The organism is Uliginosibacterium sp. H1 (assembly GCF_036017065.1).
GTDB lineage: Bacteria > Pseudomonadota > Gammaproteobacteria > Burkholderiales > Rhodocyclaceae > Uliginosibacterium.
Genome location: NZ_JAYXHR010000002.1, coordinates 1,350,666 through 1,369,636, shown reverse-complemented (window position 1 = coordinate 1,369,636; position 18,971 = coordinate 1,350,666). Strand labels below are relative to the sequence as shown.

The following is an 18,971-nucleotide window of genomic DNA, read 5'->3' as shown; positions in this document are numbered from 1 at the left end:
GTGAGCCTCAGTCCCAAGCTCAAGCAAGGCTTCCTGCGCGAGGCCGGCCTCAGCGCGCGGATGACGCGTTTCCTGATCAACCTGTGGCCGCCCTTCATCGGTGCAGGCATCCGCGTGGAGCGCATTGCCGACGACTGGACCAGCGCACAGGTGCGCATGACGCTGCGTTTCTACAACCGCAATATCTTCGGCACGCATTTCGGTGGCTCGCTGTTCGCGATGACCGATCCGTTCTTCGCGCTGCTGATCATGCATCGGCTGGGAACCGGCTACGTGGTGTGGGACCGGTCCTCGCACATCGACTACAAGCTGCCGGCCAAGGGCACGGTGCGCGCGCGCTTCGAGATGCCCGGGACAGCTGTCGAAGCGGCGCGTCAGCACACGGCGGCCGACCAGAAGTACGAGCCGGTATTCAAGGTGGATATCGTCGACCAGCAGGGACAGGTGGTGGCCACCGTCAGCAAGACCCTGTACATCCGCCGCAAGCCGCAAGCTCCACGCGCACCAGCCGCGGCGAACCCGGACGCCTAGAACGCCTGGAAGGTTTCCGGCGTGAACACGGGCAGTCGCTCGTCCGCGGACTGGCGCAGCCAGTACCAGCGCGTCTCCGCTTGCGGCAGGTCGTTCACCCAGCCCAGCAGCAACTCACGTCCGGCAGCCTCGCAGCACGCCAGCCGCGCCGCCTGCTCTGGCGCTTCATCGATCAGGAAGGAGGCATCGCCCTGCCAGCGCAGCGCGCGCGACAGCGCGGCCAGTGACTGGCTGGGCTGGCCCTGCAGGAAGGTGAAGGGTTGCGGGCCGCCACTTTCCAGTTGCTCCAGCGCTGCGACGGTCGCGCTCGCGCAGGCGCTGCGGCTGGCCACGCGCAGCATCGCCCGCCCGGGCAGCGTGGCGACGCCGGCCTGTGCAAGACAGGCCGTGGCGCCGTACAGGGCCAGCTCGCCGAACACACCGAGACGACGCGGCCGCTCGCCCAGGTTTCGGACGAGCCGCTCGCGCCAGTCGGCCGGCAGTTCGACGTGACAGGCGACGACTCGCCAGGGCAGGAATGCGGTCGTCATTGCCGGCACTCCAGCACGGCTGCCGCATGACCACCGCCAAAGCCGACGATGATCGCCAGCACGCAGCGCGGTGCGGCATCCAGACGTGTCGCCAATCGCAGGTCCAGCGCCGGATCCGGCTCGTGCGTCACCGGCGGCAACGCGCCGGCATCCAGCGCGGCGCACAACAGGGCCAGCTCCACTGCACCGGACGCACCCAGGCAGTGGCCGAGGGATGGTTTCAGCGACACCAGCGCTGGCATGTGGTCGAACAACTCGTGCAGCACGGCGGCCTCCAGGGCGTCGTTGCCGGGACTGCCCGCGGCCTGCACCTTCACCAGTTCGACCTCGGCCGGCGTACGGCCCGCCTGCTCCAGGGCTTCGCGACAGGCGCGCAGCAGCGCGCCGCGACTCGCGCCGGCAGGGTCGCTGCCATCGACGATGTGCGCGCTGCCGGTGATCCGCCAGCCGGCCTCATTTCCGCTGGCGACGACACAGTGCAGGGCGGCGACGGCCTCGCCGAGCACTAGGCCGTTGCGCCCCAGGCCGAAGGGTCGCGCCGCGTCCGGCGACAGCAACTGCATGCCCTGGAAGCCGGACAGGCTCAGGCGATTGGCGAGTTCCACGCCGAGCACCAGCGCGGAGGGGGCAGCACCGCTCGCCAGCAGTGCGCGCGCGGCGGACAGGGCGACGATGCTCGACGTGCACGCCGTGGAAAAGCAGTACACCGGTCCCTGCCAGTCCAGCCACTCCTTTACCTGCTGTGCGAACAATGAGCCATGGGGACGGAACAGCTGGCCGGCTTCGACAGCGCCGACGTGCAGCGACGACGACGCGATCAGCAGCGCACCGTCGCGCGGCACGAGCTCGAGCGCCGCTCCGGACGCCTCTCCCAGCGCCTGTGCCACCACGTCGCGGATGAGGGCGCGGGTCCGCGCATGCCAGGCTGCCGCGCCAGTGATGGTCGCGTCGTCAGGAATGCCGCGGATGGGCAGGAACGGTCGTTGCAGCCCCTCGCCCAGCGTCACGAACAGCGGCACCGGCAGTGTGCCGACAGCCGCAGCGGCCGCGTCGGCACCGACGCCGAGGCCGCATGCCAGGCCACGGCCGCGGATCGCCAGGGCGCTCATGCCGTCGGCGTCGTACCCTGCGCGCCCGGCGATATGCCGGATGCCACGAGGTAGTCGGCCAGATGGGCGATCGAGCTGAGCGCGCGGCGCGTCTCCTTGCTGTCGGCCATGCGCAGCCCGTACTGCTTCTGGATTGCCATGGAGATCTGCAGCGCATCCAGCGAGTCGAGCTGCAGGCGCGTCTCGGCGCCGAACAGCGGTTCGTCCGCGTGCAGGCCGCCGGGCGGCGCGTCCTTCTCGCAGGCCTCGAGGATCAGCGCGGTGAGCTGCGCCACGAGGGGGTCGCTCACGGCATCGCTCATGCACGCACCCGTCGCGGAAAGCGCAGTGCCGCGACGACCAGCGTCAGCAGCGCGAAGAGGAAGAGCGGCCAGGCATGCGGCCACACCGTCTGCGGCCCGGCCCCGCGCAACAGCACGTCGAGCATGCCGGACAAGGCCCAGTTCATCGGTGAGGCGGCGGCAATCTGCTGCATCACCGGCGGCATCACGAACGTGGGCACCATGATGCCGCCGGTGGCGGCCATCAGGACGTTGACCAGCGGCCCCACGGCGGAGGCCTGGCCATGGGTACGCACGAAGCTGGCGACCGCCAGCGCCAGCGCCACGGCAGCGCAGCTGGTCGCGACGATCATCAGCCCGAGTGCGGCGAGGTCGACGCCCGCCAGCGACAGGCCCTGGCCGCCCATCAGCGGCATCAGCCATATGCCGACCGCCAGCATCAGCAGCGCCTGTACGCCGTTGACCAGCAGGTAGGGCACGGCCTTGGCGGTGATCTGCACGGCATTGGGCACCCCCAGGCTGGCGAGGCGGGCCAGCGTGCCGCTGTCGCGCTCCTGAACGAACAGGCCGGCCATCGCCGACACCACGAAGAACATGCCGAAGATGAGCCAGGCCGGCACGTTGTGCTGCACCGAGGTGGGGTGCTGGCGCATCTCGAAACGCTCGCCCGACACGAAGCGGCCCAGGTCGGCGACGCCGGACGGCACGGTGCCGAGGAAGCGCGTGGCCAGCGAACGCGCACGGGCCTCGCCGAGGATCGCCATCAACTCCGCCACGCTGCCCTGGAACAGCGCCGGCTCCATGCCCGGTTCCGCCAGCAGGCGCAGGCGCGGTTCTTCAGGCGCCTTCAGTTCATGCAGGGCCTGGCCAAAACCGGTCTCGATGATCAACACGTACTTGAGCTGGCCGCTCTTCAGCTCCGCCTGCCAGTTGCGGGTCAGCAGCAGCGGCTGGCCGCGACGCTCTGCCCAGCGCGCCGCCAGCGCCTTCGCCGCCGGGCCGTCGTCCCGCAGGTCCAGCGCGTAGGGCAACGACGCCAGCGGCGGGGAGTACACATCCTTCAATGCCATCGACATGACGACGATGAAGATCAGTGGCATCAGGAACAGCGCGGCAAGACCGTGCAGGTCGCGCGACAGGGCAATCAGTTCCTTCCAGATGAGGGCACGCAGCATGGTCAGTCCCGCAGCGAGCGCTGCGTTAGCGCCATGAACAGTTCGCCCAGATTGCCGCGACCGAAATCCGCCTGGCGCACCTGTCCGCCGGCCGCCTCGACCGCCTGCAGGACGCCGGCGGGCGACGCCTCCGGGCCCAGCTCCACGACGGCGTCGCCGTGCTGGGCACTGGCCGCACCGAAGCGCGACAACAGCTCGACCAGCACGACCGGGTCCATGCCTTCGACATGCAGGCGCAGGCGCGCGGCACGCTGCGCGAGCAGGTCGGGCAGGCTGCCCTCGCGCAGCACACGGCCGTGATCGATGATCAAAGCGCGGTCCGCGATCGCCTCGATCTCCTCCATGTAGTGCGTGGTATAGACCACGGCCACGCCCCGGCGCGCCAGTGCTTGCACCGACTCCAGCAGGAAGGCGCGCGACTGGGGGTCGACGCCGACGGTGGGCTCGTCGAACAGCACCAGTTCCGGCTCCGGCAGCAAGGCCAGCGCGAAGTTGAGGCGGCGCTTGAGCCCGCCGGACAGATCGCTGGCGCGTGTGTCGGCGAAGCGCTCCAGTTGCGCGAAGGCCAGGCAGTCGGCAACGCGGTTGCGCTTGCGTTCGCCGGCAAGGCGCGCACAGGCTGCGAAGCATTCCAGGTTCTCGCGCACCGTCAGCGCGGCGTAGAAGGCGTATTCCTGCGGCGCCACCGCGATGCGCGTGGGCTGCCTGCGTCGCACGACGGACAGCGGCTGGCCGTCGACGAGGATCTCGCCCTGCGTGACCGGCAACCAGCCGGCAAGATGCGAGATGAAGGTGGTCTTGCCGGCCCCGTTCGGCCCCAGCAGGCCAAGGATGCTGCCGCGCTCGGCCACGAGGGACAGGCCATCGAGCGCAGCGGCCGTCGCACGCGGGTAGCGGTAGCCGAGGCCGCGGACCTCCAGCATCAGGCCGTGGCCTTCTTCAGGTCGCGGAAGAAGGCCTCCTCGGCGTTCGCCTGGTCGCGCAGCAGTTGCGCAATGGCGGGCGGCACCAGGGCTTCGCGGCCGCGGATCATGCGCGCGGCCTTGAGGGCAAAGGCACGCCAACCGTCACCGATAAGGGTCAGGCGATCGGCGAAGGCCGCGAGATCGGCGCGGCCGGTGAGAGCAGCGGCCTCCTGCAGGAAGGCCGCGTAGATGAAGCGGAAGCCGGCACCGCCGGTGCCGATCTCCTCCTGCATCCGCACCACGTGGCCGATGAAGGCGGAGCCCGTCGCGTCAGCGGGCAGGCTCTCTATCTTCTTCGCCAGCATGCGCATGCCCCGCACGCCGGCAATCGGCACCGGCGCCAGCATCACGCGGCAGGTCTTGCGGATGGCGCGGCGGATGGCCTCCGCGTCCGGTTGCCGGCGACCGACGTCCTGCGGGTAGTACAGCAGGCCCTTCGGCGCGAGCACGCCCTTGGCGAAGCGCGCGCGGGCCATGTCGGCACTGGCGCAGCGCTGCGGCTCTTCGAAGACCGGATCGCTCACCAGGTAGTCGTCGCCGTTGCGTCCGTAGACCAGCAGGTTGTGCGCATTGAAGTGGAAGCGCATGTCCTGGGGGAAGTACGGCAGCCAGAACACCGAGGTCTGCAGGCCGACGACGCGGCCTTCCGCGAGCAAGGCGTCCAGCCGCGCGCGGCCGGCCTCCGGCGAGCGGAAGGTCTCGAAGCGGAAACGCGCGTGCATCGGCTTCGCCAGGCCCTTGATGATGGCGCGCGGCGGCATGCGATAGGCCACCAGCGGCAGGCCGGACAGCTTGACGAAGGGCAGGTAGGCGAAGGAGAGGCCGGACGACAGGCCGAAGGCCATCGCCTCGCTCATCGGTGCGCCGTGATGCGACAGCAGGCTGGAGATGACGCCGCTCTCGCAGTGCGCCGCGTGGCGGTGCTGGAACGGGTGCTGCAGGGCAGTGGATGCCGTGGTCATGGCAGGTGGCGGAGTTGTTCGGCGCTCAGGCCGAGCGCCTGGGCGTAGCGGTCCAGCAGGGAGGAAGACAGCCTGGCAAAGCGCGCCGGCTGCAGGTGACGCCGCACCCGCCATTGCCACAGGCCGGTGCTCTGTGCCAGCAAGGGTACGTCCATTCGCCGCGCACTCATCCAGTATTCCAGCGTGGAGGCGGAGCCTTGCTGCACGCGCAGGCGTGCTGCCTCGGCCTCGGCAGCCATCGCGTCGACGGCCTGGGTGGTGACGATTTCCTCGACCTCCCAGCCCGCGGAAGGTGCCACCACCATGCGGCCCTGCGCATCGCGGGCGTAGATCGCCTTGCGCAATCCCGCATGCGTGCGGTTGCCTTCCTGCGGAACGGCGTCGAGATCCATCTACACGGCTTCCATGTGGAAGAAGCCGCTGGAGAAGCGCCCGCTCTCCGGCACGAAGGCCAGCAGGCGCTGGCCGCGCTGCAGCCGCCCGGAGCGCAGCAGCTCGTCGACCATGATGTAGATCGACGCGGCGCCGGTGTTGCCGCGCGTGGCCAGGTTGGTGAACCAGCGCTCGCGCGGAATCTCCAGCCCCAGTTCTTTCAGCGCCGCGGCAACCGGCTGCTCGAAATAGAAGGACGACATGTGCGGCAGGAACCAGTCGATATCCTGCGCACGCAGACCGCGCTTGGCGATGACTTGTTCCAGCGGATCGCGCAGCGTGGCGCGCACGATGTGTTCATTCAGCAGGCGCACGTCCTGCTTGACGGCAAACACGGACCTCGCGGCCCAGTCCTGCGGCGTATAGCAGGCCCAGCCGGCGAGCCGCCCCTGCGCATCGCCCTCGGCACGGTCGGCGCCGAGATACATACAGGCCGGCAACTCGTGGGCGGCGGAGGACATCTCGATCCAGTCGATGCGCAAGGACAGGCTGCCGGCCGCGGGCTTGTCTTCCAGCAGGAAGGCCCCGGCGCCATCGGACAGCATCCAGCGCAGGAAATCCTTCTCGAAGGCGATCTCCGGCCGTGTCTCCAGGGCCTGCAGCTTGTGCTCGTGCTCCGGTTCGAAATGACGGGCACGCAGGATGGGCGACGGCAGCTCCGACGCGCAGGCCACGGCGCGCGCACTCTCGCCCGCGCGCACCGACAGCCAGGCATGCTTGAGCGCCGCCACGCCGGCCAGGCAGATGCCGGCATTGCTCACCACCTCCAGGCGCGGCCAGCCCAGTTCGCCGTGAACCATGACGCCGTGGTTGGGCATGATCTGGTCGGGCATCGAGGTGGCCGTCGCCAGACAGTCCACCCGCTCCAGCGGCCCGAGCGCACGGATCGCGGCGGCGGCCAGTTCGGCGTTGGTCATCACCGGCTCGCCGGTGTTGCGATCGATGGCGTAGTGGCGCTGCTGGATGCCGTTGCTGCGCAGGACCATGCGGCGCGCACGCGAAGGCTTGCCGCCCACCATGCCAAGCACCTGCTCGATCTCGTCGTTCGAGACCGGCGCCAGCGGCAGATGGGCCGCGCTACGGGTAAGGAAAACTTCAGAGCTCATACTGCGACATGCGCTCGGTGCCCGAGCCGGAGGGTGATTCGAAACGCGCCTTGAGCGCCGCGAGGCGGCGACGCATCAACGGTCGCAACGCAGCCTGCAGCAGCAGGCTGATCGGCACCACCGTGATGATGATGGCAATGAGGAATACAGCATACAGCGCCAGCAGCGGGATCCGCTGCGTACTGCCAGGCGCACCGGCCGCGCGCAGCAGCTTGCCCCACAGGTAGAAGCTGCGCGTCCCCGCGCGTTCGCTGACATACAGCCGCGGGTCGGCCTCCACGGCGCGCAAGCCGGCGAGCAGCGGTGCGCCATGGCGCTCGGCATCCTGCAGCAGGCCGTCGCGCAGGGCCAGGCCGAAGCGGCGCATACCCAGTATCTGCTGCGGCGACACGCCCGCCGGCGGCAAGCCCCAGAAGCCATCGCGGCGGCCGGTCCACATCCAGCGCGGCGTGGTGATGAAGGTCGCCAGCGTCGGGCCCGGATCGGTCAGCACCACGTTGTCGACGAGGCGGGCGCCGACCGCCGCGAGGAGGGCCTCCATCTTTTCCTGCGCGGTCATCCACATGTTGCGGCAGGCGATGGCCGTGACCACGGGCTTGCCACGCAGCAGGCGCGCGGCGACGGGATGCTTCAGGAACGCGGTGACGGGCTGCGAGGGCGCCAGGAACCACACCTGCCACGGCAGGATGATCAGGTCGAAGTCCTCGTCACCGCTCAGACCCAGCGGCGCCAGCGGCGGCGGCACGAGGTGCGCCGACTCCGGAAAGGCATCCAGGAACCGGAAGAACGGCCAGGGGAAGGGAAACTCGTCCTGCAGGCGCAGGGTTTCGATGTGCACATCGAAACGTGCGTCCGCTTGCAGGGGCGCAATGAGCTGGTCGGCCACGGCGTCCAGCTGGCCGCTCTGCGAATAGCGGAGGACCAGCACGCGCTTGCGCGCCACGGCGGCAGGGGTGTCGTCGATGACGGCGTTCACGGTTGGGGGCGGGCGCGGAACGACCTGATTGTCGGAGTGCCGGGATTCTACCGCCCTGTCCTCCTCCTGCCTGTCAGCGACGGCCGACGCGAGCGACAGTGGAAACAGGAACCGGAGGGCGAGGGAACCGGCGGGCGAACGTGGTGCAGCCCGGGCAAACCCGGGACAAACAAAAGCCGCTGAACCTTCCGGCGCAGCGGCTTTCGAATCCGGTGGTGGTGATGGGCGGGATCGAACCGCCGACCTATGGGTTATGAATCCATCGCTCTAACCATCTGAGCTACATCACCACGTGAGCCCGCGAATATAGCCGGGCGTATTGCATAGCGTCAAGCCCCGCCAGAGACCGAAGCAGGCCTTCCGTCCGCACAAAACGCTGATTTTTCATGAGCTTGCCAGCCATTCGATTGACTTCACAAAGCCGATCAAAGACCATTGCGGATTGGCCTTTGCGGGCCCGTTTCAGCCGTGCCGGCCCGTCTCGGGCCGCATGAACACCGCTCCATTCCGCTCCATGAAAAAGCTCTACATCCGCACCTTCGGGTGCCAGATGAACGAATACGACTCGGACAAGATGGCCGACCTGCTCGGTGCCACCGACGGCCTCACCAAGACCGAGAACCCCGAGGACGCCGACGTCATCCTGTTCAACACCTGCTCGGTGCGTGAGAAGGCGCAGGAAAAGGTGTTCCACGACCTCGGCCGGGTGCGCCACCTGAAGCAGCAGAACCCCAACCTGATCATCGGCGTGGGAGGCTGCGTAGCCTCGCAGGAAGGCGCCGCCATCGTGCAGCGCGCGCCTTTCGTGGACGTGGTGTTCGGCCCGCAGACCCTGCACCGCCTGCCGGACCTGATCGCGAAACGCAAGGAAAGCGGCCGCTCGCAGGTCGACATCAGCTTCCCGGAGATCGAGAAGTTCGACAGCCTGCCGCCGTCCCGCGTGGAAGGCGCCAGCGCCTTCGTGTCCATCATGGAAGGTTGCTCCAAATACTGCACCTTCTGCGTCGTGCCCTACACGCGTGGCGAGGAAGTGTCGCGCCCGCTGGACGACATCCTCACCGAGATCGCCAACCTGGCCGAGCAAGGCGTCAAGGAAGTGACCCTGCTGGGCCAGAACGTGAACGCCTGGCGCGCGCCGCTGACCAAGGGCGGCGAAGAGATCGAGGACTTCGCCTTCCTGCTCGACTGCGTGCACGACATGCCCGGCATCGAGCGCATCCGCTACACCACCTCGCACCCGCGTGAGATGAGCCAGCGCGTCATCGACGCCTATGCGCGCCTGCCCAAGCTGGTGTCGCAACTGCACCTGCCGGTGCAGTCCGGCTCCGACCGCGTGCTGGCCGCCATGAAGCGCGGCTACACCACGCTGGAATTCAAGGCCATCGTGCGCAAGCTGCGTGCCGCGCGTCCGGACCTGTCGATGTCGTCCGACTTCATCGTCGGCTTCCCGGGCGAGACGGATGCGGATTTCGAGCAGACCATGAAGCTCATCGAGGACGTCGGCTTCGACAACTCCTTCAGCTTCGTCTACAGCGCCCGCCCCGGCACCCCGGCGGCCGATCTCGCCGACGACACGCCGCAGGAAGTGAAGCTCGCGCGCCTGTCGCGCCTGCAGAAGCACATCGAGGCCCACACCCAGTCGATCAGCCGGGACATGGTGGGCACGGTGCAGCGCATCCTCGTGGAAGGCCCTTCGCGCAAGGACCCGAACGAAATGATGGGTCGCACCGACAACAACCGCATCGTGAACTTCCCCGGCAATCCGCGACAGATCGGGCACTTCATCGAAGTCGACATCACCGCGGCGCTGCCGCATTCCCTGAGAGGCGAGGTACGCATTGCGGTTTGAAACCGGTCTGAGTCTCCTGGCGGCGCTGGGCCTGCTGCTCGGTTGCGCACAGCTGCAACCTCAAGCGGACAAACCCGCCCCGCCCGCGAAGCCCGCGGCAGACGCCTCCGCGCCTGCCGCCCAGTCGGCCCCCGCCGCCGCACCGGCTGCCACCGTCGTCACCGCGACCCCCGGCAGTCCGCAGGGGCAGAAGCCTTTCAAGGAGACCCTCAGCGGTGCCCGTCGCATCGACGGCTTCTTCCCGATCTGGGTGAAGGAAGACCGCTTCTGGATCGAGGTGCAGGAGAAGGACTTCGAGCGCCCCTTCTTCTTCGCCATCCAGCGCACCCAGGGCATGGGCGAACGCGGCATCTGGGCCGGCCTCATGGAAGACGGCCTGGTGGTGACCTTCCGCCGCACCACCGACCGCGTGATGCTGGTCGAGCAGAACACCCGCCACCTGTCGCGCGACCCCGCCATGGCGCTGGCCGTGCGCCAGAGCTTCCCGGAGAGCATCCTCGCGGTCGCCCCGATCGCCAGCCAGCCGAATCCCGACAACAAGGCGGTGCTGGTGGACGCCACCGCGCTGTTGCTGACCGACATCCCGGGCATGGCTTCCCGTCTGGAGAACGTCTATCGCCAAGGTTATGCCTTCGACCGCGGCAACTCGGCCATCACGCGGTTGCGCAACACCGCGCAGGAAACCAGTTTCGACATCCGCATGCACTACGCGCTGGGCCGCCTGTCCCTGCCGCCGCCGGGCCAGAGCCCGGCAGCGCCGCTGAGTGCCACGGCGCCCGATCCGCGCAGCCTGCTGCTGGGCTACCACTACAGCTTCTCGGCCCTGCCGGACCCCATGTCGCCCCGCCAGGCCGATCCGCGCGTGGGCTACTTCAACGTCACCCGCTGGGACTTCAGCAACGACGACGCGGTGAATCCGCGCGTGCGCTACATCCGCCGCTGGCGGCTGGAAAAGAAGGAGCCGGCCGCCGCGCTGTCGGAACCGGTGAAGCCGATCACCTTCTGGCTCGACCGCAACATCCCCGAGCGCTACAGCGACAGCGTGCGCCAGGGCCTGCTGATGTGGAACGAGGCCTTCGAGCGCATCGGCTACAAGAACGCCATCGTCGTCGAACAGCAGGCTGCCGACGCCGACTTCATGACGCAGGACCGCGAACACGCCTCGGTGCGCTGGTTCGCCTCCACCGACGCCGGTCTCGCCATGGGGCCGAGCCAGATCGATCCGCGCACCGGCGAGATCCTCGATGCCGACATCATCGTGTCGGAATCCTGGACCCGCGCCGCACGCAACGAACGGCGCTTCCTCGGTGGCCTTCTCGACGCCCTGCACGCCGCCACGCCGCACACGCACGACGAGCACTGCAGCTACGCGGTCGAGGCCCTGGAGGACATGCACAACGCGATGGATGTCCTCGTCGCACGCGGCCAGATGGACCCGGGCAGCCCGGAGGCCGAACGCTTCGTGCAGGAAGCGCTGCGCGGCGTGATCGCCCATGAGGCCGGCCATGCGCTGGGGCTGATGCACAACTTCCGTGCCTCCAGCGCCTACTCGCTGAAGCAGCTGCAGGACCCGGCCTTCGTCGCGCGGTACGGCACCGCGGCCTCGGTGATGGACTACGTGCCCACCTATCTGCCGGAACGCAACATCGACCGGCAGCCGGTGACGCGCAACCGCCTTGGCCCCTACGACTACTGGGCCATCGAGTACGGCTACCGCGACATTGCGCAGGCCGACCCGGCGCAGGCGCAACGCGAACTGGAGGCGATCGCCCGCCGTGGCGAGACGGAGCCAATGCTGATCTTCGGCAACGACTACGAAGCCGACAGCATCGACCCCCTGATCACCCGCTTCGATCTCGGCAACGACGCCCGCGCCTACTTCGAGCGCCGCCTCGGCCAGAGCCGCGAGGTGATCGACTGGGCCAGCAAGCTCACCGCCTCCGACGCCACCCGTTACGCCGAGCCGCGCGCAGCCGTGGTCGGCAGCCTCAACGCGCTCAACACCACCGCCCGCACCCTCGCCCGCGTCGTCGGCGGCCTCAACGTGAGCCGCCGCACCAGCGCGTCGGAACGCCCGCCGCTGTCGCCCGTTCCGGCGGCCACCCAGCGCGCCGCGCTCGACAGCCTGTCGCGCAATCTCTTCCGGCCGGACAGCCTGCAGATTCCGGCGCCGCTGCTGGCCCGCCTGGTGCCGAACTATCTGGACCGCGACGACCAGTTGCTGGACCCCGAGACGACCTCCAACCCGCAATTACAGATCCTGCGCGTGATCCTCGCCATGCAGCAGGGCGTGCTCGACCAACTGATGTTCGAGCGGGTCGCCCAGCGCCTGCAGGAAGGCTCGATGATCGCCACCGGTGCGCCGCCGCTGACCGTGGCCGAACTGTACGACCGCCTGCGCCGCGACATCTGGAGCGAGCTCGGCCGCAACGGTGACATTCCGCTGATGCGTCGCAACCTGCAACGCGCGCACCTGCAACGGCTCACCAACATCGTCGTGCGTCCCAGCGCCGGCCTGCCGGCGGATGCCCGCAGCCTGGCCCGTGCCGAGGTCCAGACCTTGCGCAAGACGCTGCAAGGCGCGCGCGGCCAGGGCAGGTTGTCGCCGGAAGCGCGGGCGCACATCGACGAGAGCATCGCGTCCATCGACGAAGCGCTGCGCGCCTCGCTCACCAAGGTGCCGTCTTGAGAACCCGTGAAACGCCCGCCCCGGTGCGCCGCCCGCGTCCGCTGGAATTCACGCTGACGCCGCTGGACAACGCGCGCCTGGCCAACCTGTGCGGCGCGCTGGACGAAAACCTGCGCCAGATCGAGGCTGCCTGCGACATCGCCATCGCCCGCCGGGGGGAGCACTTCACCCTGCGTGGCGAGCCCGACGTCGTGCGCGGCGCGGCGCTGGCGATCCAGAAGTTCTACGCCAACGCCGCGGAGCCGCTGAGCGTGGACGACATCCAGCTCGGCATCATCGAGCTGCAGAAGCATGGCGACGCCAGCCACGCCACGCCACGCCTGCTGACCCGCAAGCACGACCTGCACGGCCGCACGCCGCGACAGGTCGAGTACATCAAGCAGATCCAGGAACACGACATCACGTTCGGCATCGGTCCCGCCGGCACCGGCAAGACCTTCCTCGCCGTGGCCTGCGCAGTGGATGCCTTCGAGCGCGAACAGGTGGAGCGCATCGTGCTGACCCGTCCCGCAGTGGAGGCCGGCGAACGCCTCGGCTTCCTGCCCGGCGATCTCGCCCAGAAGGTCGACCCCTACCTGCGCCCGCTGTACGACGCGCTGTACGACCTGATGGGTTTCGACAAGGTGGCCAAGCTGTTCGAGCGCCAGGCCATCGAAGTCGCCCCGCTGGCCTTCATGCGCGGCCGCACGCTCAACCGCAGCTTCATCATCCTCGACGAAGCGCAGAACACCACGCCGGAACAGATGAAGATGTTCCTCACCCGCATCGGCATCGGCTCGCGCGCGGTGGTCACCGGCGACCTCACCCAGATCGACCTGCCACGCGGCCAGAAATGCGGATTGCGTGAAGCCCTGAACATCCTCGACGGCGTGCGCGGCCTCGCCACCCTGCGCTTCCAGAAGGAAGACGTGGTACGCCACCCGCTGGTGGCACGCATCGTCGAGGCGTATGAGCGCGCCGACGAGCATCGCGAACGCGAGCAACGCCAGAAGGACGCCCAAGGCCAGGAAGGTCACGGCGGATGAAGGCGATGATCCTCGCCGCCGGTCGCGGCGAGCGCATGCGTCCGCTGACCGACCACACGCCCAAGCCGCTGCTGCCGGTGGCCGGCAAGCCACTGATCGTGTGGCACATCGAGCGGCTGGTCGCCGCCGGCCTGCGCGACATCGTCATCAACCACGCCCACCTCGGCCAGCAGATCGAAGATGCGCTGGCCGACGGTAGCCGCTTTGGGGCGCGCATCGCGTATTCGCCGGAAGCCGAGGCACTGGAAACCGCCGGTGGCATCGCGCAGGCGCTGCCGCTGCTCGGCGACGAGACCTTCCTCGTGCTGAACGGCGACGTGTTCTGCGACATCGACATCGCGGCCTTCGCAGCACGTGGCCGGCAGGCCGTCGCGCATGGCGATCTCGCTCACCTCGCCCTCGTGGCCAATCCCGAGCACCACCCGCAAGGTGACTTCGCACTACGTGCGAACTCCGATCCTGCGCTACGTGCGAACTCCGATCCCGCGCTACGTGCGGATACCGACCCCGCGCTGCAGGAAAACCGCATCGTCGATGCCGACAGCGGCAAGCTGACCTTCTCCGGCCTGGGCGTCTACGACCCTCGCCTGTTCGACGGCATCACGCGGGGCGAGAAGGCCAAGCTCGCACCACTGCTGTTCGCCGCCCGCGACGCCGGTCGGCTCGGTGGCGAGCGCTACGACGGCCGTTGGGTTGACGTCGGCACGCCACAGCGGCTGGCGGAGCTGGATGCAGCGCTGCGGCTACAATAAGGCATGCCTCATGTGACGGAGACGGCCACCATGGATCGTTCCATTGCCCTTGCCCTGCTGCGTGACCACAAGCCCGAGCTGAGCAGGCGTTTTGGCGTGACCACGCTGGCCCTGTTCGGCTCGACGGCGCGCAACGACGCCAGCACGGACAGCGACGTGGATGTACTGGTCGACTTTGACGGGCCCGCCGATGCGCAACGCTTCTTCGGTGTCCAGTTCTACCTGGAAGATCTCCTGGGGCGCCCGGTGGATCTCGTGACCGGCAAGGCGCTGCGCCCGGAGCTGAAGTGCTTCATCGAGCCCGAGGCGATTCGTGTCTGAACAACCCCGGGCTCGCGCCTGGCGTTTCTATCTCACGGACATGATCTCGTTCTGCGAGAAGGTCCTTCACTACACCCACGGCCTCGACCGCGCGGCGTTCGGGAAGAATGACCTGGTTCGTGATGCAAGCTTGCGCAATATCGAACTGATCGGCGAAGCTGCGACACACATTCCCCAGGATGTTCGTGACAACTCTCCCGGGATTGCCTGGCGCCTTGTCGTCGCAACACGCAACCGCCTGATCCACGGCTATCTCGGCATCGACGACGACATCGTGTGGAGCATCGTCCAGGACGAAATTCCACGCCTGCTGGAACAGCTTCAGCGCCTGCACCAGCAACTGGGCACTGAAGAAGACGACTGACAAGGAAATCCGCATGAACGCCCCTGATCCTGTCACCGCCCGCCACAGCCTCGACACCACCGTCTTCCGCGCCCGCCGCGACGAACTGGCGCGCCGCCTGCGCGCCGCCGGGGGTGGCGTGGCCATCGTGCCGACGGCACCGGAGGTGCATCGCAACCGCGACACCCATTACCTGTACCGGCACGACAGTTACTTCTACTACCTCACCGGCTTCCGGGAACCGGAGGCCGTGCTCTTGCTGGTCGTGGATGGCGACAGTGCGCAGAGCGTGCTGTTCTGCCGCACCAAGCACGAGGAACGCGAGATCTGGGACGGCTTCCGCCACGGGCCGGATGGCGCGCGCGAGGCCTTCGGTTTCGACGAGGCACATGCCATCGACGTACTGGCCGACAAGCTGCCGGGTTATTTCGGCAACCGCGGCGCCGTGTGGCACTCGGTGGGTTACGACACGCAGTGGGATGCGCGCGTGTTCGAGGCCATCAACGCGGTGCGCGCGGCGTCACGCAGCGGCCAGGTGGCGCCGGTGGACATCCGCGACATCCGCGCCGTACTCGACGAGATGCGCCTCATCAAGGACGCGCACGAGGTCGCCACGATGCGCCGGGCCGGCGGCATCAGCGGGGGTGCCCATGCCCGCGCCATGCGCGCCACCCGCCCCGGCCGCTTCGAGTACGAGATCGAGGCCGAGCTGCTGCATGAATTCCGCCTGCACGGTGCCCAGGCGCCGGCCTATACCTCCATCGTGGCCGGCGGCGCCAATGCCTGCGTGCTGCACTACGTCGAGAACGACTGCGTGCTGCGCGATGGCGACCTGCTGCTGATCGACGCCGGCTGCGAGCTGGACGGCTATGCCTCCGACATCACCCGCACCTTTCCGGTGAACGGCAGGTTCAGCGGCCCGCAGCGCGACGTGTACGAACTGGTGCTGGCCGCGCAGGACGCCGCGCTGGCCGAGGCCCGCCCCGGCCAGGCCTACGACCGCACGCACGAAGCGGCGGTGCGCGTGCTGGCGCAGGGCATGCTGGACCTGAAGCTGCTGTCCGGCAGCCTGGATGAGGTGCTGGAGAACGGCAGCTACCGCCGCTTCTACATGCACCGCACCGGCCACTGGCTGGGCATGGACGTGCATGACGCCGGCGAGTACAAGCAGGCCGGCAACTGGCGGCCGCTGATGCCCGGCATGGTCATCACCATCGAGCCAGGCTGCTACATCCGCCCCGCCGACGACGTGCCGGAAGCCTTCTGGAACATCGGCATCCGCATCGAGGACGACGTGCTGATCACCGCCGACGGCCATGACATCCTCACCCTCGGCACGCCCAGGACGGTCGCCGAGGTCGAAGCAGTCATGCAGAACTAGCCACGATGGCTGCGACAACCGAAGCAAGCACGGCCGCGACGCTGGACGTCGCGATCATCGGCGCCGGCCCGCTGGGGCTGGCCACCGCACTCGCACTGCAGGCCGCCGGGCGGGAACCGACCCTGATCGATGCGCGCGCAGCCGACACGCCGCTGCGCGACGCCCGGGTGCTGGCCCTGTCGCACGGCAGCCGCATGCTGCTGGAAAAGCTGGGCGCCTGGCCGGCCACGCAGGCCACGCCGATCAGCCGCATCCACGTTTCTCAACGCGGTGCGCTCGGCCGCACGCTGATGCAGGCGGACGACTACGGGCTGCCCGCCCTCGGTTACGTGCTGCCGGCACAGGCGCTGGTGGAAACGCTGCTGCAGGCCTGCGGGCAACGCGGCATCGCGATCCGTCACGGCATTGCCGTCCAGGGTGTCGAGGCCAACGAGGACCGGGCCCTGCTGCTGGGTGAGACAGGCACGGCCCACAGCGTGCCCGTGGCCGCGAAGCTCGCCCTCAGCTGCGAGGGCGCCATCGACAAGGACGCGGGCCGCAGCTTCGAACGCGACTACGACCAGCACGCCCTGCTGTGCCGCGTGCGGCCGCTGGCCCCGCACGGCGGGCTCGCCTGGGAACGGTTCACGCCCGACGGCCCCATCGCCCTGCTGCCCCTGGGGCACGACTACAGCGTGGTGTGGACGCTGCCCGCTGCGCGGGTGGATGCGCTCTACGCGCTGGACGACGCGGCGCTGCGCGACGCCCTGCAACTCGCCTTCGGTCCGGCCGTCCGGTTCGGTGCCGTCAGCGAGCGCGCCCGCTATCCGCTGGGCCTGCGCGTGCGGCGCGATTCGGTCGGCAAACGCATGGCCTGGCTGGGCAATGCCGCGCAGACCCTGCACCCCGTCGCCGGCCAGGGCTTCAACCTCGCCCTGCGCGACGCCTGGGAGCTGGCCGACACGCTGCGCGGCGCGGCCGACCCCGGCGATCCGGTGCTGCTGGCCCGCTACGCCCGTGGCCGCCTGCTGGACCGCGCCGGCACCATCGGCTTCACCGATTCGCTGGTGCGCATCTTTTCCACGCCCAATCCGCTGCTCACCCACGTCCGTGGCGCGGCCCTGCTGGCGCTGGACATCGTGCCGCCGCTGCGCCACTTCGTGGCCAAGCGCATGCTGTTCGGCGCACGCGCCTGGCCGTGACAGGCGGCACGCTCGGTGCATCAAGTCAGAAGGTGAGATTCCGTTAAACGGAATACGCGCCCTCTTCCACGGCGCCTCACAAGAAAGACATGGCCCCCAACGAACTGCAACACGCCTGGCAGGCACTGCCGGACGACGTGGGCAAGCTCGACAGGCTGGAGGAGCAAACCCGCGCCTGGCTCGCCCAGGCGCCACGCAGCCTGCGCTTTCCGGCCGAACTGGATGCCCGCTTCGACAGCCAGGGCAGGCCGCAGCGCCTGGTACGCCTGCAACGCGCACTGGGCGCGGTGCTCGTCATCTTCGTGCTGCTCGGCGCCGTCGATCTGTTCCTGCTGCCGGACATCCTCGAAACCGCCTGGCTGATCCGCTACGCCATCGTCACCCCGTTGGTGCTGGTGTGCCTCCTGTGGATGCCGCGCGCCCACTGGGAACGCCTGCGGGAGTCGCTGGTGGCCGGCCTGATCCTCGTCATGGCGGCCACCCAGGTGCTCTTCGCGATCCTCAGCGACGCGGCACCGGTCGCGCAGTTCGATCTCCTGCTGATCCTCGCCATGCTGATCGGCAACCTCGTCGCGCAGCTGCGCTACCGCATCGCCTTCGGCTTCACCGCCGGCATGCTGCTGCTGTACCTCGCTCAGGAGGCCGCCCACTACGAGGGGCGCCCGGTGGAACAGTGCCTCGCCCTGGGCGGCATGCTGGTGGCCTGCATCATCAGCCTGACCGTGCGCCGCAACCTCGAACTGGAGCGCCGCATCGCCTTCGCCAACGGCCTGCTGGGCGGCATCACCCAGCGGCGGCTGGCAAGCGCCAACGAAAACCTCTCCGCGCAGGCCTCCAGCGACCCGCTGACCGGCCTGGCCAACCGTCGCGAACTGGACGAACGCCTGATGCGCCTGCACCGCAACGCCATCCGGCAGCAGCAGTCGCTGTCCCTGCTGTTCATCGACGTCGACTACTTCAAGCGCTTCAACGACACCTACGGGCACCAGGCGGGCGACGACTGCCTGCGCTGGCTGGGCGGCATCTTCCGCGACAGCCTGCGCCGCCCCATGGACATGGTGGCGCGCTACGGCGGCGAGGAGTTCGCGGTCCTGTTGCCGGATACGCCGCCGGACGCCGCCCGCAAGCTTGCCGAGCAACTGCGCAACGCGGTATACGTGGCACGCCTGCCGCATGAGTCGAGCCCGCATCAGCGCGTCACCATCAGCATCGGCGTGGCGGGCAGCGTGCCGAACGCCGGTGCGCTGAGCGCGACACTGGTGCAGGCGGCCGACCAGGCCCTGTACCTCGCCAAGGAAGAAGGACGCAACTGCGTCGTCATGGTGTCCTGACGCAAGCCGGGCACCGCCCCACCGGAGCCAGC

Annotated in this window: 19 protein-coding genes and 1 tRNA gene; 10 read left to right on the top strand and 10 right to left on the bottom strand. The window is 68.8% G+C overall.

Annotated features, from left to right (window positions below; translation table 11 throughout):
* Positions 1-531, top strand: coding sequence for a DUF4442 domain-containing protein (locus tag VVD47_RS15840; RefSeq protein ID WP_327604456.1), 531 nt, complete (start codon positions 1-3; stop codon positions 529-531).
* Here VVD47_RS15840 and VVD47_RS15835 read toward each other — a convergent pair.
* The 10 genes from VVD47_RS15835 to VVD47_RS15790 all read right to left on the bottom strand — a co-directional run bounded on the left by VVD47_RS15835 (position 528) and on the right by VVD47_RS15790 (position 8,357).
* The gene (locus VVD47_RS15835) at positions 528-1,061 is read right to left on the bottom strand and encodes a hypothetical protein (RefSeq protein WP_327604455.1); all 534 of its coding nucleotides are present in this window, start codon (positions 1,059-1,061) and stop codon (positions 528-530) included. The two genes, VVD47_RS15840 and VVD47_RS15835, sit on opposite strands and share 4 nt — an antisense overlap.
* A complete protein-coding gene (locus tag VVD47_RS15830) occupies positions 1,058-2,170 on the bottom strand; it encodes a beta-ketoacyl synthase N-terminal-like domain-containing protein (RefSeq protein ID WP_327604454.1) in 1,113 nt (370 codons plus the stop codon). Before VVD47_RS15830 ends, VVD47_RS15835 begins: the two co-directional genes overlap by 4 nt.
* The gene (locus tag VVD47_RS15825) at positions 2,167-2,460 is read right to left on the bottom strand and encodes a phosphopantetheine-binding protein (RefSeq protein ID WP_327604453.1); all 294 of its coding nucleotides are present in this window, start codon (positions 2,458-2,460) and stop codon (positions 2,167-2,169) included. Before VVD47_RS15825 ends, VVD47_RS15830 begins: the two co-directional genes overlap by 4 nt.
* 8 nt (positions 2,461-2,468) lie before the next feature.
* Entirely contained in the window at positions 2,469-3,626 is a 1,158-nt protein-coding gene (locus VVD47_RS15820; RefSeq protein WP_327604452.1) for an ABC transporter permease, read from the bottom strand.
* A 2-nt stretch (positions 3,627-3,628) separates the two neighbouring features.
* Positions 3,629-4,549 (bottom strand): ABC transporter ATP-binding protein, encoded by a 921-nt coding sequence (locus tag VVD47_RS15815; RefSeq protein WP_327604451.1) that lies wholly within the window; start codon positions 4,547-4,549, stop codon positions 3,629-3,631.
* Positions 4,549-5,553 (bottom strand): BtrH N-terminal domain-containing protein, encoded by a 1,005-nt coding sequence (locus VVD47_RS15810; RefSeq protein WP_327604450.1) that lies wholly within the window; start codon positions 5,551-5,553, stop codon positions 4,549-4,551. The genes VVD47_RS15815 and VVD47_RS15810 overlap by 1 nt, the downstream gene beginning before the upstream one ends.
* Complete coding sequence (locus VVD47_RS15805) at positions 5,550-5,945, bottom strand: hypothetical protein (protein ID WP_327604449.1); 396 nt, start codon at positions 5,943-5,945, stop codon at positions 5,550-5,552. Before VVD47_RS15805 ends, VVD47_RS15810 begins: the two co-directional genes overlap by 4 nt.
* Entirely contained in the window at positions 5,946-7,091 is a 1,146-nt protein-coding gene (locus tag VVD47_RS15800; RefSeq protein ID WP_327604448.1) for a beta-ketoacyl-ACP synthase III, read from the bottom strand.
* Positions 7,081-8,067, bottom strand: coding sequence for a dialkylrecorsinol condensing enzyme (locus tag VVD47_RS15795; RefSeq protein WP_327604447.1), 987 nt, complete (start codon positions 8,065-8,067; stop codon positions 7,081-7,083). Before VVD47_RS15795 ends, VVD47_RS15800 begins: the two co-directional genes overlap by 11 nt.
* A 213-nt stretch (positions 8,068-8,280) precedes the next feature.
* Positions 8,281-8,357: transfer RNA gene (locus VVD47_RS15790), tRNA-Met, on the bottom strand.
* Between the two features lie 224 nt (positions 8,358-8,581).
* Between VVD47_RS15790 and miaB the strand changes: the two genes are divergently transcribed.
* From miaB to VVD47_RS15745, 9 genes are all read left to right on the top strand, one after another.
* Complete coding sequence (gene miaB / locus VVD47_RS15785; RefSeq protein ID WP_327604446.1) at positions 8,582-9,916, top strand: tRNA (N6-isopentenyl adenosine(37)-C2)-methylthiotransferase MiaB; 1,335 nt, start codon at positions 8,582-8,584, stop codon at positions 9,914-9,916.
* Complete coding sequence (locus VVD47_RS15780; protein WP_327604445.1) at positions 9,906-12,605, top strand: zinc-dependent metalloprotease; 2,700 nt, start codon at positions 9,906-9,908, stop codon at positions 12,603-12,605. The genes miaB and VVD47_RS15780 overlap by 11 nt, the downstream gene beginning before the upstream one ends.
* Entirely contained in the window at positions 12,602-13,630 is a 1,029-nt protein-coding gene (locus VVD47_RS15775; RefSeq protein WP_443080990.1) for a PhoH family protein, read from the top strand. The genes VVD47_RS15780 and VVD47_RS15775 overlap by 4 nt, the downstream gene beginning before the upstream one ends.
* A 5-nt stretch (positions 13,631-13,635) precedes the next feature.
* Positions 13,636-14,382: a nucleotidyltransferase family protein gene (locus VVD47_RS15770; RefSeq protein WP_327604655.1), complete on the top strand. Its 747-nt coding sequence runs from the start codon at positions 13,636-13,638 to the stop codon at positions 14,380-14,382.
* Positions 14,383-14,412: 30 nt separating this feature from the next.
* Complete coding sequence (locus VVD47_RS15765; protein WP_327604444.1) at positions 14,413-14,703, top strand: nucleotidyltransferase family protein; 291 nt, start codon at positions 14,413-14,415, stop codon at positions 14,701-14,703.
* Complete coding sequence (locus tag VVD47_RS15760; protein ID WP_327604443.1) at positions 14,696-15,067, top strand: HepT-like ribonuclease domain-containing protein; 372 nt, start codon at positions 14,696-14,698, stop codon at positions 15,065-15,067. The genes VVD47_RS15765 and VVD47_RS15760 overlap by 8 nt, the downstream gene beginning before the upstream one ends.
* Positions 15,068-15,080: 13 nt before the next feature.
* Complete coding sequence (locus VVD47_RS15755; RefSeq protein ID WP_327604442.1) at positions 15,081-16,427, top strand: aminopeptidase P N-terminal domain-containing protein; 1,347 nt, start codon at positions 15,081-15,083, stop codon at positions 16,425-16,427.
* 5 nt (positions 16,428-16,432) lie between these two features.
* On the top strand, positions 16,433-17,608 hold the full coding sequence (locus tag VVD47_RS15750; RefSeq protein ID WP_327604441.1) for an FAD-dependent monooxygenase: 1,176 nt from the start codon (positions 16,433-16,435) through the stop codon (positions 17,606-17,608).
* A gap of 89 nt (positions 17,609-17,697) precedes the next feature.
* On the top strand, positions 17,698-18,939 hold the full coding sequence (locus VVD47_RS15745; RefSeq protein WP_327604440.1) for a GGDEF domain-containing protein: 1,242 nt from the start codon (positions 17,698-17,700) through the stop codon (positions 18,937-18,939).
* The last annotated feature ends 32 nt before the right edge of the window (positions 18,940-18,971 follow it).

Coding starts and splice junctions, on each gene's coding strand:
- VVD47_RS15835 (WP_327604455.1), bottom strand. CDS start 1,061: ATGACGACCGCATTCCTGCCCTGGCGAGTCGTCGCCTGTCACGTCGAA.
- VVD47_RS15830 (WP_327604454.1), bottom strand. CDS start 2,170: ATGAGCGCCCTGGCGATCCGCGGCCGTGGCCTGGCATGCGGCCTCGGC.
- VVD47_RS15820 (WP_327604452.1), bottom strand. CDS start 3,626: ATGCTGCGTGCCCTCATCTGGAAGGAACTGATTGCCCTGTCGCGCGAC.
- VVD47_RS15815 (WP_327604451.1), bottom strand. CDS start 4,549: ATGCTGGAGGTCCGCGGCCTCGGCTACCGCTACCCGCGTGCGACGGCC.
- VVD47_RS15810 (WP_327604450.1), bottom strand. CDS start 5,553: ATGACCACGGCATCCACTGCCCTGCAGCACCCGTTCCAGCACCGCCAC.
- VVD47_RS15805 (WP_327604449.1), bottom strand. CDS start 5,945: ATGGATCTCGACGCCGTTCCGCAGGAAGGCAACCGCACGCATGCGGGA.
- VVD47_RS15800 (WP_327604448.1), bottom strand. CDS start 7,091: ATGAGCTCTGAAGTTTTCCTTACCCGTAGCGCGGCCCATCTGCCGCTG.
- miaB (WP_327604446.1), top strand. CDS start 8,582: ATGAAAAAGCTCTACATCCGCACCTTCGGGTGCCAGATGAACGAATAC.
- VVD47_RS15770 (WP_327604655.1), top strand. CDS start 13,636: ATGATCCTCGCCGCCGGTCGCGGCGAGCGCATGCGTCCGCTGACCGAC.
- VVD47_RS15765 (WP_327604444.1), top strand. CDS start 14,413: ATGGATCGTTCCATTGCCCTTGCCCTGCTGCGTGACCACAAGCCCGAG.
- VVD47_RS15755 (WP_327604442.1), top strand. CDS start 15,081: ATGAACGCCCCTGATCCTGTCACCGCCCGCCACAGCCTCGACACCACC.
- VVD47_RS15750 (WP_327604441.1), top strand. CDS start 16,433: ATGGCTGCGACAACCGAAGCAAGCACGGCCGCGACGCTGGACGTCGCG.
- VVD47_RS15745 (WP_327604440.1), top strand. CDS start 17,698: ATGGCCCCCAACGAACTGCAACACGCCTGGCAGGCACTGCCGGACGAC.